We start from the raw sequence: 14055 nt of genomic DNA, 5'->3' as shown, positions 1-14055 counted from the left end.
CATTCACACTTTTTTGGATTGAGCGACCCCACCAAACCTTCCTGTTGGTCGTATAGATGCACGACGGCCATTTGATCGATGGATCGTGAAATGAAAATTGTTACTTGTAACTCAGGTCAGCTATGTCATTCCGAGCCCTTCTTAATCTGCGACTGCTAGTATTTCTTGGTTTATATGCACCCCTTACTTTATACGGGCAAGCGAGACCTCCCTATACCAATCAATGGATTTCAGATGACCAACCCTATGTGAAGCTGAAAGTTTCAGCTAAGGGGATTCATAGAGTGGCATTTTCGGCGCTACCAGCAAAATTTTCAGTTAATCGACCTGAAAAGCTCCAGTTATGGCATCGTGGGAGCCAAGTCGCTATTTTAAGTGTCGCTAATAATGAAATTCTCTTTTATGGAGTACCAAACGATGGTTCGACAGACTCCCTTCTTTATCGCCCTATGAACAGCCGTATGAATCCTTATGTAAGCATGTATTCGGATGTAAGTGCATATTTTCTAACTGTTGGAAAAGAAAATGGACTTAGGGCAAAAATCGTAGGGTCAAGCCCTGTAAATGGTGCTATTACTGAATTCCATCAACAAACTGATGTGCAGGCATTTTCTAACGAGTATTCGTTAAGTACACTTAGCCCGATAAGAGCTAACTTTTTCAACAGTTTTTTCGAAAAAGGGGCTAGCAAGACAGGAGTTACCGTCCTCGCCGGAAAATCAATTAGTTACAACTTTAAACTCACAGGAAAAATTATTGGTAGTCGCCCGCTCGTGAGTGTGATGGTTCACGGACGAAGCAACAATGCACGCTCTATCGAAGTTTATGCCGGTAAGAACGAGAATTCGGTGCGCAAGGTCGGTGCAATAGCAAATGCCTACTTCACGGCTTCGAAATATTCATTTGTTCTTGAAGAGTCTGATCTGAATGCGGATGGTAGCGGCCTTTTTGTATTTAAGTCTGTGGCATCCGATAAGCTGGAAAGATTTTCAGTTGCTTACTATTCGATAACTTATGATCAGCGTATAGCTCTCAACGGCCAAAGTAGTAAGGAGTTAAATTTCCCCCAATCCTCAGAGGCAAATACTCGCTTTAAAATAGCTGATGGTACTGCCGAAACTAAGGTCTATGATATTACCAGTCAAATTGCGCCAAGGATTCTGGAGGGTAAAGGAACAGACCTGAGCATTTCGCGAACTAAGAATAGCGCGTTGAGAATTTACCTTTCCAACAAGCCTATCGAGATAGCACCTGACAAGATTTCAAATGTGGACATGGTCAGCCCGGAAGTTAAAAAATATGATTACATCATCATAACTAGTCAACCCCTTGATGCTGGCGCTGTTGCATACGCAGAATATCGGAAGTCAGCTCAAGGAGGCTCGTTCGCTCCCTTGGTTGTAAAAATCACAGATGTTTATAATCAATTCAACTTCGGCGAGCCAAGTCCAATAGCAATACGACGATTTGTGGATTACATGCTTTCGGACGGTAACCGTGAAAAGAATCTTTTTTTGATTGGCAGCTCGACGACCTTCAACGAGCGGATGGTACGTGAACTACCCAATGAAGTACCCACTATCGGCTTCCCAGGTTCTGATATTTTGCTCGTTGAAGGGCTGGCTGGCGCTGGTAGAGAGATCGCCGCGGTCCCAATCGGACGACTTGCAGCGCTGAACAATAAGAACATATATGACTACTTAGAAAAGGTAAAGGAATACGAACAGAGCAATGCAACGGACCAAAGTTGGAAAAAGAATATTCTGCACCTAAATGGTGGAAAATCTTCTTCCGAGATAACGCAGCTCAAAAACATTCTAGCCGGTCTTGCACCCATTGCTGAAAAAGGCTACATCGGTGGGAAGGTGAAGCCATTTGTAAAACAGCAGGGAATCAGCGAGGTAGAAACGGTTAACATCACGCCAGAAATCAACTCAGGGGTAGGACTTTTGACGTACTTTGGGCATGGTTCCCCTACGATTACCGACCTTGACTTTGGTTATATAACCGATGTGACACGGGCATATAATAATCAAGGTAAGTATCCGCTGATGTATTTCAATGGATGCGGCGTGGGAAACGTATTCAGCGGACGTACAGGTACGAACCCTTCTTCGTCGAACAGAATTGCATTATCTCAGGACTGGATACTTGCGCCCAAGCATGGTACCGTTGCGATTATGGCAAACACTTTTAGCACCTATGTGAGCCCGACTAAGAATTATTTGGAAAAATTGTATTCTGTGCTTTTTGAAGATCCAACCACTTCGGGGCAGTCAATCGGAAAGATACAGATAGAGGTCGCAAAGCGGATATTCGCCAACGGCTATCAAGAATACGATGTGGCCAATGCTCATCAAGCACTTTTGCAGGGTGACCCAGCTTTGAAAATGGCTTATATATCCTTACCGGATTACAAGGTTGATAATTACGAAAGCATCACCATATACTCTGAGTCCGTAGAGAAGACTTTGGGTAATTCAACCAAATTAAGAGCTTCAGTTGTAATCAAAAACAGTGGAAAATATTTCGCGGGAGAGAAATTGTCGGTTGCGTTAAAGTACGTTTATCAAAATGGGACAAGTGAAGTTAAATATCAAACTGTCCCGGCCATACCTAATCAGGATACAGTTCAGATTGAGTTCCCCATCAAAGGAGCATTAAAGCAAATTGAAGTAAAGCTGGACCAGGAAAATTCTATCAGAGAACTCAGTGAATCAAATAATATCGCAGAACTTCTAATTGACTGGGAACAGGCCAGCGCACAATACCTATATCCAATTGAAAGAGTTAAGGATTTGGTACACCCCGTGTTGGATGTCACATTTAACGACAGGATGATCCAGGATATGGAGGCAATTGGACCATTACCAAAGATTCAATTTGAACTATCTGATGACAGATTGATGTCCGTTGACACTAATCTGATGGAGATTTTCGTCAAGCCATGTGCTGACAATAATTGCGACTTCCAACGTATAGCGTATAGGGATTTGAAAGTCAGACAGAGTTCAGACCGGTCAATTTCAGTAGAATATGGGGCTAATCTGTCATTGCCGGGGGTTTACGAAGTGTTGGTTAATACGAAGGATGTTTCCGGGAACTCACCGGAGAACCCCTATCAAATAAAATTTCAAATCACCCAGGTAGCCGATGACATCAATTTGGTTTGTTCGCCGAATCCTGCTACCGATTACGTCCGATTCCGCTTGACTGGCATTGAACAGAAAAAAATCATACAGGTCGATTACACGATCTATGACGTGAAAGGTATCGTCCAGGCGAAAAAAAGCCTTCGTCCGCTCGCATCCGTCCAAGATTGGTATTGGACGGACAAACTCCGCTCAGGAAGCTACATCTACAAAGCAGTTGTCAGCAAAGGTGATGGTTCTGCAAAAACGATTACTGGCAGACTGAATATTACAAATTAACCAATTTATCAACAAGTGTTGTATGGAAAGCAAACAACGCGATTCAATTTGACCAGTTTAGATGGACATGCATTCTAGAGCACGCGTGCAGCGTGTCGCGATTATTATAGGACTGTTTACCGCCATAGTTTCATGCGTTGGAGACGTCTCAGCGATCAGCAATAGTCGTGACTTCTTTCCGTTAACTGTGGGCCGCTATATAATCTACCAGGTCAGCCAGGAAGTATATGCTACTGCTCAGCAGACGCCGTCCATATCTAATTGGGAAGAAAAAGACGAAATTAGCCGTTTAGTTTCGGATTCAGCGGGAATTGCTACTTACTTGGTTATCAGGTCAAGCCGTACCACATCGAAAGGTTATTGGCAAAAGGTCAAAGAATATACCGTAAAAAAGTATCCCGAAATGATAGTTACAAACGTGGACAATCGTCCAGTTATTTCAATGGTTTATCCGATCTCCAAAGGAGTTACCTGGAACGGCAATAGCTTTAATACCAATGGCCCCGCACCCTTCTCATATGACCAGATCAATCAACCTGCGACAATCAATACTAAAGTCTTTAAACAGGTTTTAATGGTCATAGAGCGAAACGACACCTCAATCATTAATCGCTACATCTCTACTAAACAATATGCACTAGGAATCGGGCTGGTCGCCGATGAACTCACGGCATTGGAACTTTGCCAAACTACCGACTGCATAGGGTCAGGCAAGATTGAATCCGGTATTCGCACGTCCCGGCAAATTGTGGAATTTGGGGATCTTTGAAATTTATGCCACCGCATTCACAACGGCCTTACGATGCATTACCATCTGTCCGATCCCTGAGCACTTGTACTCAAGAAAAGCTCTCAGAATTCTGGCAACTCTGAAACATATGGTGAATTTTCATTAGTGATGGTAATCAGTTGAACTTAACAAGCGCGTCCTCAAGGGAGGCAAATGATATTTCGAGATCGGAATAAGATATGCTTTCGTATGAAATTTCAATCTCCTTTATTTTTATATACATCAATAGATCGAAAAAGTCTGACATATTTTCTTTGACTTGTCGGGAGAAGAATATGGATGTCTCATCACTGACAAAATTGAGCAGCAAATCAATTTCATCAAACGTCATTCCCAAATCTTTGTGGAAATTCGCTTGCAGCGAGATCCGCTCTGGCAAGATTCCGCATTTAATCAATAAGAAATTTCGAACGCTATCCAAGGTCAAATCCATTGCTGAGTATGAGTCGGTGCACATTTCTTACAATTGATCATTTTGGGCCTATCGCCTGATTATAAAGATGTGGCCTATCATATCTCAGTACGAAAATATTGCCGATTTGGTGGGGTGCCAGGGACTACCCTTTACTCTGTATCAGTCCGGATATAATATTGATTGTCAATGCAACAAGCAAGGTATTGAAAGCAAATGACAACACACCGTGGATAAGAGCTAGCCGTCTAATCTCCTTTGATGTAATACTGACATCAGATACCTGGAAGGTCATTCCTATCACGAAGGCAAAATAAGTAAAATCCAAATAGTCAGGTTCAGTTTCGTTTGGGAAGTCAACCCCTGATGGTTGCTGATTCCTCCCATCTTGATCATCCTCAATGTTGCAGTAAAAAAGATGGGCATATCTGAGCGTAAATATGGTGTGGATCAAGACCCAAGAAAAAATTATGCAAGCAAATGTGAGAAGAACATGGCCGGTCAATTCCGACCACGATGCATTTTTTCTCGCATCTTGAAGCAAAAACAATACGGCTAACAGGCTAACAAATGATGCACTTACAACAAATAAAAAAATTATTGCGCGGCTTGAATCCTGCTGGTGCACCTCATGCCTTACATCCGAAGGATGAGAACTTAGTATAGTTGTCCACGCAAGTCCGAGATGAGTGACGCTGTAAGCCAACCACGCGAACATCCAGTTTAAAGGTCTTTCAACAAAAAAGGAAGTTATCACAATTGCGATTATTGCTACGAATAGCGAAATCGCAAGTTTATAATGGGCGTCTAACTTGTTGATAAAACTAATAATCTGCATATATCGTCGGAAAACATATATCCATGAATATAAACACAGAACAAAAGACTATTCGGGTATCTGTTCCAATTTAATTTTCAATTTCTCCAAATTTGTTCCCTTCGGCCCATCTAGCAACATTTTGCAGTACTGCGTATGAAAGTGATGATTTTCCATCAATTCTATTGTCGATTCAATCCATGTTCGAGGCGCAATTTTGATTCCTTTCCTCACTTCCGTCTCCGCAAGCATTAATGCATCCCGTGGAAAGAATTCTGACGTCCCAAGATGAAAAAGATCCGCATCACAAACTATCGACTGCAAAAGCCCTGTTGGATGCTGGGGTAGGCTCGTTGCCAAAATACAACCCAAAACCTCCAAAATGTCCTCTTCGTCCACGTTCTGGCTTTGCAATAACTTGTTAGCTACAGCAGCACCTGTTTCCTCATGGGCAACTAAATCGTTGTACAGATAACCGACATCATGGAAAAGTGCAGCAGCGATGACTACAAATCTTTCACGATCAGGGAGTTGATAGTAAGAAAGGATCTGCTCTGCCCGCTCTACCACCCGGCAAGTGTGAGCTAGATTATGAAATATGAGAAACTTGTCGGTTCGGCCTGCGTACAGCTGGGCTACATAGTTCTTGCAAAATGTTCCTAATTCTTGATAAGTCATAATCAAACTCTTCTAATTTGCCCATCCTTGTCTAACAATAGCCCTTATAACTATACGCAATTACGTTCAACGGGATAGAAAGGTGGGGTTATAGACCAAAAAAACTCACTTTAGTTACCTCATAATATCGATGCTGGGTCCGCCGCGAAAAAATTAATACAAGACCCCACCTTTCAGGATAAAACTGCGTACTAGGCTTTGATAATTAATTCAAACAGATCTTGCCGTTACTTATTGACCTTGCTGTTCAAAAGGAAGTCTAAATTCGATGAACAGGACCTGAATAGTGTCCTTGAAGCCTGTAAACTCAGGAATCCACAAGCGCAACGCTGCCTGATCCGCCATTTCGCAGGATATGCAAAAAGCGTGGCAGTAAGGTATTCAGCTAATCGAGAGGAAGCCGAAGAGATTATCAACGATTCATTTCTGAAAGTTTTTTTGAATCTGAAGCAGTACGATGTAAGCTTTCCTTTCAAGTCATGGTTTCGAAAAATCATCATCAATACGGCTATTAGTTACCATCGGAAAAATTTGCAATGGCAACTTAATACCGAAGAACTTGGTGATATTGATGTAGCTGATGTGAATATCGATACCATTAGTGCTATAACTTCAGAAGAGATTCTTGAATTAATCCAAGGGCTCCCCCCGGCCTACAGGGTTGTCTTTACTCTATTTGTTGTCGATGGATATTCTCATAAGGAAATCGCCGGGATGCTTGGCATTCAAGAAGGAACCTCCAAGTCCAACCTTCGAGATGCGAGAAAAAAACTGCAGACTATGATCAAGGCCTGTCATCCAGACTTGTATCAACTATACAACTGTCCAAATAAAAGGTCCAATGGAAACTGAGGAATTTGACGATGAGATTCGAGGCAAGTTGCTGGATGTGAGTCTCCAAAAAGCTAAGGAAAGTGAAGTTGACACTATCTTTCGCTTCGTGGTCGGCGTAGAGAAGGACGCAAATAGGAGTTCTGCAACATTTCTTTTCGTGTATGGTCTAGTAGCAACAATGCTCATTACGTCGATCGGATATATAAAATACCACAGAGGTGATATAAAGGATAAACTTACTATAAACCTACAAGAAAAGAGGAGCAAAAGCAGTAATCGTTTGAAAAGGAATGGACAACGATTGGTCTCAGCGAATAGTGGTTTCAGCACTAAAATTTCTCCGTTGCAGACCGGACCAGTTGCTACTAACACCTCGATTCCCGTAATCGAAGCTAAACGAATTCACTTCAACAACACTACCCACAGAAATCCACAGTCAATCGCACTTTCTTTACTCAACGTTTCCGGTCCACCCACACACACTTACCAGGAGGCTTTCGCCAATATAAACTTTGTGCCGACGTGGCAATGGGCCCTTAATCGGGAATTCTTGCCCGTCGGTTATGATTCGAACATTGATACACAAAAGCATAATGCCTTAATGCTAGCTTTCATACCGGCTCGGCAACAGCCGTCAAACCTAGTGGCTGTGCCGGCCGGATATGATTCAGAACAATACCATCGAGATCAGACAAATCATTCATTCATGTCTGATAGTATAAACATAGAAGAGAACAAAGATCTATTCACACCTGCATCAGAGCCCAATACAGTAGGCGAGATACCCCCGGCAGACAGATACGGTGAAATTGTTGAACCATCAAAACGTGTATCAAGTCCCAACATCAATGTGGGAATTGCTTTGGATGCGATCAAAGAGCAAATTGGATCCTCACTGATTGCTGAAATAAGTTTAGGAAAAAAATGGAGTGTTCAAACAGGCCTTAATTGGACGCGCGTTAAGGGCGCCCGATACCATACAGCAGAACAATTCACACAGCAGACAGGTGTAAACTTCCGAAACTTATACGAGCCTAGCGTGGATAAAGAGATAGAACTTCTCAACATCAAACAAAGCTACCAAATCCTGCGAGTCCCAATAATACTGACATATCGCCATCGCATCACGTCAAACTGGGCATTTATAGTTGGCGCGGGAACAAAATTCAATGTTTACTCTTCCGGAAAGACTCATTACGAATTTCAGAAGCTCAATACCTCGCTGGGCAAGAAAGTGCACCGCTCAACGGTCGATGGGCCCGTTTTGAACTCAGTTTCTGCTATGGCTGGAGTTGAGAGGACCTGGAACCGGATACATGTCCGGGTGACCCCAACACTCGGTTGCGGATTAAGAACGGCAGATTATGAGAAAAAGGATCTTTCCCTTGGAGCTAAAATTCAGTTACTTTATTCGATAAATTAAGAAAAACTATGGGTGAGCCCATTCTGAACTTGATGAACCGTCGGCAGACTATCAAACTTCTCTCTGCCGGCGCATTTTCGAGTTTGACCTTGGCATGCCGGTCTGAAACAAAAACGGTGCCCCTAGAAAACTTAATTCGCTTCGCAGTCGCATCTGACGGGCATTATGGGGAAACTGGCACCCCTTGGAGACAAAACTTTGAAGACCTGATAACTGCACTTACAAAAGAACACAAAGCTTCCCCACTCCACTTCACAGTAATCAATGGCGACATAGTTCATAGAACAGCAACAAATTTACTTGATGAAGCCAAAGCATATCTCGATAAGCTCCCTTGCCCATATTTTGTTACAAGAGGTAACCATGATAGGGTCTCGGACCAGGTTTGGGAATCGGTCTGGGGATATCCCCCTAATCAAATTATTTCCAGAAAAAACTTTACTCTGTTACTGGTAGATACTTCAAACCAGGCTGGCGATACGCTATGTGGAAATCCAATTTGGATCGAGAAGATGATGCAGAGTGTTGGCAAAAGTGATCCCACGTTCCTATTTATGCATATACCGTACTTTCGAGTTAACACCACCCAGGAATGCCCTGAAATACCAAAAGTTATTTCCCGTTACTCGAATATACGTGCCATTTTTCATGGCCATGACCACTCAAAAGATACAGGTATAATGGTAGGTCAACAGGCAATTTTGTTTGACGGACATTTCGGCAGTAGCTGGGGTACGCCTTATCGCGGCTATCGTATAGTTCAACAGGTTTCCGATTCTAGCTTTTCAACATATCAGTATAATTTTAGCAATCAAACCCGCATCAATGATTTAACCTTTTAAGTCATCAATTGTTTTTTCAACCGTACTCACAACTGCATCTTAGGTTAATCAACTGTTTTCATTTGCCTACCTGTTGCATGAGTTCTTAGTGTAAATTTGCGAGATGATGCGGATTGCTCTCATATTAATGATAATCTATACTGTGGTACTTGCTTGCGCGCCATGTACAGATAAAGTGTCAGGTCCTTCACAAGCATCATTTAATAAAAAAATAGAAACTGAAGGGAAATCGGATCATCATCTGCCCGATCTGTGTACACCATTCTGTAACTGTGTATGCTGTGCAAGCACTTTGTTACATCAGAGAGTTGAGCCAACGCAACAGAATCGAGCACTTACACTCGATCATGTTTCCGCCTTCTACTACCTGCGCTTTGAGGCTAGCTCCGAATTAGCCTCCATCTGGCAACCGCCAAGACTCTAAATCTTCCTTAACTGAGTTGCCCGATTGCTACTGGCACTGCTTACCGCTTTAAATACGTCAATCATAACATTAAGACCTTAGCTCGACTATGCGCCCACGGCCCGGAATGGCTGAAATGGCATAGTCCGCCCAGGTGTTGCTGCCCATTTACATATATGGCATATGGTAATAGATCAAAATTTGCATCAGTTCATTGTCACACCCAAACATCTGAACATCGGCTTTATCCCGACTTATTTAAGCAATTTTTATGTTTGGATTCCATTATATTGTTTCATCGTCCTGTTGATTATTAAATACAATCGGTTGGAACTAACCAGGATCTTCGCTTCCCTATTCATGGTAGAGACAATGTCTGGACTAGTCGTTGTAATCATTAACCAGATTTCACAACATTTCCTTTCTGGACATATTACGCTTGCCCTCAGTGGAGCCTTCTTTTGCAGTATCTATCTAGGAAAACGCCTGATATCATTAAAATTATGCCTATTTATATGGAGCGGCATGATAATTGACAACCATCTGAAAGGTGGATTCATATCGGCGCAAACGATGATTTCTAGCATTTTGCTAAGTGCCGTGCTCGCCTTGGTATGTAACAGGTACTTGAAATTTGAGCGGTAAGAAATGTCATACAAGGAGATCATTTTTATTTTCATTCCCGTACTATTGTGGTTTATCGGCGGAGTCATTGCCTTTCTTAAGCCACCGAGTACCGCCTTAAAAAGCGTTATCCTCCACTTCGCGGCCGGCGTAGTGTTTTCCGTCGTAGCCGTTGAGCTGCTGCCTGATATGATCAAGATACACGATGCGAAATCGATCATTATTGGGTTTTCGAGTGGCGTCGCTGCGATGCTAGTAATCAAAAATTTGACGGGAAAAATTGAGTCTGGAAAAAACAATGATAGCAGACGAGTATTCCCCATTGGTGTGATAATTGGGATCGGCATTGATTTGCTAATTGACGGAATGCTATTGGGTATCGGATTCGCAGCGGGACAAAAAGAAGGAGTACTGTTAGCGGTGGCATTGGCCCTGGAGTGTCTATCGCTCGGTATCGCTACGGTAACATCGATCCTTGAATCGACGTCTTCGAGAAAAGTAATCTATCTCACACTCTCTGGACTAGCGTCGATCTTTATTTTGGGCTCTATATCTGGACTACTAATACTTCACAATACATCAGAGAACGTACTTGAATTAATTCTTTCTTTTGGATCTGCGGCATTACTGTTCCTTGTTACCGAGGAACTGTTGGTTGAAGCACATCAGCAGAAGGAGACCGCGCTGTTTACTACATCCTTTTTTACCGGCTTTCTAATCTTCATGATCTTGGGAATGATGCTCTAATGTAGTTTTTTGATACTATTTTGGCCATTCGAAGAGTAGGAAGTGCAATATCAAGTGCCTAAATAGGATCAGTATTCCTCCGACTAGCACAATGGCTAAAATGAAATACATCAGCCGGGTCAAGAGTGACTCAGCTGGTCGCTTTGGCATCTTTGTAAATTCCCTATACGGTGATTTTCTTGGCTTGTGCCGATTATTTTCATTGGGAATAACCCTTCTGCTTTTTGAACTCATACCGATACGCCGATAGTAGAGATAATATGCAAACTAGTGCCCGGCAATGGCAAGAGAAAGCAAAGCCGATGCATCACTCTTATAGCTACAACCACGGATTGGCTCAAAGCAGGTAATAAGTCCCCGATTTACTATCCCTTTGCGGAACAGGCATCGATACCATCTCCAAAAGATTTCTTTCAATATTTATTGACAAAGTTGTCATAGGGGTATCTGTTGGTCTATTTTCGAACGGATCTTGCATGACAATTGCAGTTTTCTCAATCGCGATCAGTAGCACTGGAACCAGAATCACCATCAGAATTTCCAGGATAGCGTGATTGTCATCCAACCCGAAAGGAAGGATTGTCATCAGCACGTAAATCAAAAAATGAATTAATAGACTATAGGCGCGCGGGAACACCGTATTTTTGATACGCTCGCATTTTCCCATCGAGTCTGTTAATCGGGCCAGTGTGTTATCGATTTGAGCCTGCTTAATGGCATTCAAATTATACTTGTTTGCCAACACACCCAGCCTTTCGGCGTGTCGGGTCAGTAGCTGATTAGTGAGATGGTTGTCGTGTAGATTATTAGCATCCAGATATTCGGCCACAAACGGCGAAGGTGACACTTTTCTCAAATTATCCGCCAACGCAAAACACCAAATCGATTGTCTGACTGCGAATTCAGAAAGTATAGTTTGCTTTTTTTCGTCTGGCGGCAAGAACTGGATCAACTGCCTGATTAACGTACGACTGTCATTGACGATCGCCCCCCAGACTGTACGCGCTTCCCACCAACGCTCATAGGATTGGGCAGTCCTAAAGGCAAGCAACAACGAGACCAGTGTCCCAATTAATGCTGAAATATTCAATGGAATCGAAAACTCTTTAAATAGAGAAAAATGATCAAGTGTCCCAATCACACTTGCATAGAAGGTGATCGCCAGGACATCCCATTTGATCAGGTTCAGAAAGTAGCTGATAGATATTTTTTTGTTAATCAACATAGCATCAATTGTTTATTGTTTGAACGGGGAGCAATCTACACTTCAAATGTGTGGATAAGTTAAAATTGTTTTGAGAAGGTAAATCCAACAGTTTTTGAACCAATGCTGGGAGAGAAAAAAGCTCGATGCTTCTGTTTCTTTCCTATCAATTTGATAGCCTTGGGATAAAGCAAATAAGCAAGTTCGGTTGACAATATGCCTATACCGGCACCGGTCACAATATCACTCACCCAGTGTCTGCTTTCGACCACCCTGAAAACGCTCGTAAATATTGCAATGGGGTATCCGGACACACTTAGCCAAAAATTAGTATCGCGATACTCTTTGAACAGAAAATGCGCCGACGTAAATGCCACTGCGGCATGTCCCGACGGGAACGAATAATTATCCGAGTAATCTGGTCTGGTGCGCCCAATTATTCGCTTGGAAGGTAAAACAAAGGCTGCGGTTATCATTTGTGAAGAAGCCAACAGCCCTGTTCTGTCCCAGAAACCATGCTTACCTTTCAATCCAACGAGATTAAGGCCGTACACCATCGCAGCCGGGACAAATTGGGTATAGTCATCAATTTCCAGCCTGGACTTGGGAAGATCATTAATTGTGTGCCGTATCCCATAATCTAATTCTCTGAACGGCTTAATCGCATACGTAATCGATCCCGCTGCAATGAGTGATCCAGAAAGAATGTATGGCTGCAAGCGCCTTTTATAGACTGACTTCAAAATCGTTGAGTCAATAGCGTACTGATTGTCGATTCGTGTCGAATCCTGGCAAAAGCCAACATAGCTGATGCTAAACACGATTAGTGTGGTCATTAAGAGCCTCAATATTACCTCTGTCTTTGTACGTTTCATTAAAGTCAAAAATGTTGTCATTTCAATTACTATTTCGAATGAGTAATGCCCAGACGGGGCCTTGGCAGGATAGCAAGCGTATTAGAAATACAGCGCACGTGCACCAAATGATTTTTTGCACAGAAATAGGGTAGGAGCTGGGATTTTTACTGAATTGGCAAGGAAAGATGCCACCCTGACCCACTTTTTTTTAGATTTGATTTTCCCGAAGTCGATATCGAGGGACAGATAATATTCTCTATGCGGAAGGTACCCCATCTGAGTACTTTGGATAATATTTGCAGATATGGTGTTTCCGATCCCGTACCCAAGCGAAACACACAGCCAAGCCGGCCACTTGCTACCGGCAAAAAAAGAGGCTGGACTTGCAGATAGCCAGTACGTCTGACCATTGTAATCTTTCAACCAACGATCCGATAAACTGCTTCCTAACAGCTCGGGCCTAAGCCCCGCGAGACTAGTGTAATGAAAGGAAAATTTAGGGTTTACGCGGAGCTCGTTCCAAAGGGACATCTGAATAGCATATATAGAAGAACCCAATACGTTAGCTATCATGTCGCCGGGCGAAAATCCATACTCAGGCGAGAATCCATCCAAAATCTCGATCGGAGTCAGAAACATGATTCCTGAGAGTGCCGAATACAAAATGGCTCTCTTTCTTGGAATTCCTGTCGAGATATAAATCGCCTCGCTGTGTCTTGCAATCTGATATGAGGAGTATAAATGGCCAACCTTATCAATTTGAAGCCACTCGCTTGTATCGTCCCGAAAACGAAAATTTGTTAGCGGGTTCTTGTACCAAGATTTACTGAGACCGTATGTGCTCGCACCGTAGACTAGCCCCTGACCTGCCAGAACCCAACGCAGTCTCTGAATGCTCGCTTTGTCAACAGTTATGCTGTCTTCTTGGCGTTTGTTGGGTTGAGCTTTTAATCGCTTTTGCCAACTGATCAGAAAGAAAATTGACATGAGCAA

12 protein-coding genes are annotated in these 14055 nt (G+C 42.8%); 7 read left to right on the top strand and 5 right to left on the bottom strand.

Features of this window, described 5'->3' with window-relative positions:
* Positions 1-122 precede the first annotated feature (122 nt).
* Positions 123-3431, top strand: coding sequence for a C25 family cysteine peptidase (locus ACQ4MZ_RS29055; RefSeq protein ID WP_291036846.1), 3309 nt, complete (start codon positions 123-125; stop codon positions 3429-3431).
* A 67-nt stretch (positions 3432-3498) separates the two neighbouring features.
* A complete protein-coding gene (locus ACQ4MZ_RS29050; RefSeq protein WP_291036844.1) occupies positions 3499-4200 on the top strand; it encodes a hypothetical protein in 702 nt (233 codons plus the stop codon).
* Between the two features lie 578 nt (positions 4201-4778).
* Here the strand turns inward: ACQ4MZ_RS29050 and ACQ4MZ_RS29045 are convergent.
* Both ACQ4MZ_RS29045 and ACQ4MZ_RS29040 read right to left on the bottom strand, forming a co-directional pair.
* Entirely contained in the window at positions 4779-5471 is a 693-nt protein-coding gene (locus ACQ4MZ_RS29045) for a DUF1345 domain-containing protein (protein ID WP_291036842.1), read from the bottom strand.
* Between the two features lie 48 nt (positions 5472-5519).
* Positions 5520-6128 carry an HD domain-containing protein gene (locus ACQ4MZ_RS29040; protein WP_291036840.1) on the bottom strand — a complete coding sequence of 203 codons (609 nt, stop codon included), beginning with the start codon at positions 6126-6128 and terminating at the stop codon, positions 5520-5522.
* Between the two features lie 234 nt (positions 6129-6362).
* Between ACQ4MZ_RS29040 and ACQ4MZ_RS29035 the strand changes: the two genes are divergently transcribed.
* The 5 genes from ACQ4MZ_RS29035 (at position 6363) to ACQ4MZ_RS29015 (ending at position 11001) form a co-directional block, all read left to right on the top strand.
* The gene (locus tag ACQ4MZ_RS29035) at positions 6363-6980 is read left to right on the top strand and encodes an RNA polymerase sigma factor (RefSeq protein ID WP_291036838.1); all 618 of its coding nucleotides are present in this window, start codon (positions 6363-6365) and stop codon (positions 6978-6980) included.
* On the top strand, positions 6970-8385 hold the full coding sequence (locus ACQ4MZ_RS29030) for a hypothetical protein (protein WP_291036837.1): 1416 nt from the start codon (positions 6970-6972) through the stop codon (positions 8383-8385). The genes ACQ4MZ_RS29035 and ACQ4MZ_RS29030 overlap by 11 nt, the downstream gene beginning before the upstream one ends.
* Before the next feature lie 8 nt (positions 8386-8393).
* A complete protein-coding gene (locus tag ACQ4MZ_RS29025; protein WP_291036835.1) occupies positions 8394-9227 on the top strand; it encodes a metallophosphoesterase family protein in 834 nt (277 codons plus the stop codon).
* Positions 9228-9330: 103 nt separating this feature from the next.
* Entirely contained in the window at positions 9331-9651 is a 321-nt protein-coding gene (locus tag ACQ4MZ_RS29020; RefSeq protein WP_409012434.1) for a DUF6660 family protein, read from the top strand.
* 627 nt (positions 9652-10278) lie between these two features.
* Positions 10279-11001 (top strand): ZIP family metal transporter, encoded by a 723-nt coding sequence (locus ACQ4MZ_RS29015; protein ID WP_291036832.1) that lies wholly within the window; start codon positions 10279-10281, stop codon positions 10999-11001.
* A gap of 337 nt (positions 11002-11338) precedes the next feature.
* Here the strand turns inward: ACQ4MZ_RS29015 and ACQ4MZ_RS29010 are convergent, their stop codons facing one another.
* The 3 genes from ACQ4MZ_RS29010 to ACQ4MZ_RS29000 form a co-directional block, all read right to left on the bottom strand.
* Entirely contained in the window at positions 11339-12226 is an 888-nt protein-coding gene (locus tag ACQ4MZ_RS29010) for a bestrophin family protein (RefSeq protein WP_291036830.1), read from the bottom strand.
* A gap of 59 nt (positions 12227-12285) precedes the next feature.
* Positions 12286-13041 (bottom strand): phosphatase PAP2 family protein, encoded by a 756-nt coding sequence (locus ACQ4MZ_RS29005; protein WP_291036828.1) that lies wholly within the window; start codon positions 13039-13041, stop codon positions 12286-12288.
* Between the two features lie 120 nt (positions 13042-13161).
* Positions 13162-14049, bottom strand: coding sequence for a DUF2279 domain-containing protein (locus tag ACQ4MZ_RS29000; RefSeq protein WP_291036826.1), 888 nt, complete (start codon positions 14047-14049; stop codon positions 13162-13164).
* Positions 14050-14055: the final 6 nt, after the last annotated feature.

The sequence above is a fragment of the Dyadobacter sp. BHUBP1 genome, from assembly GCF_050587785.1.
In the GTDB taxonomy this organism is placed as follows: Bacteria; Bacteroidota; Bacteroidia; order Cytophagales; family Spirosomataceae; genus Dyadobacter.
This window is presented reverse-complemented; position numbering and strand designations above follow the sequence as displayed.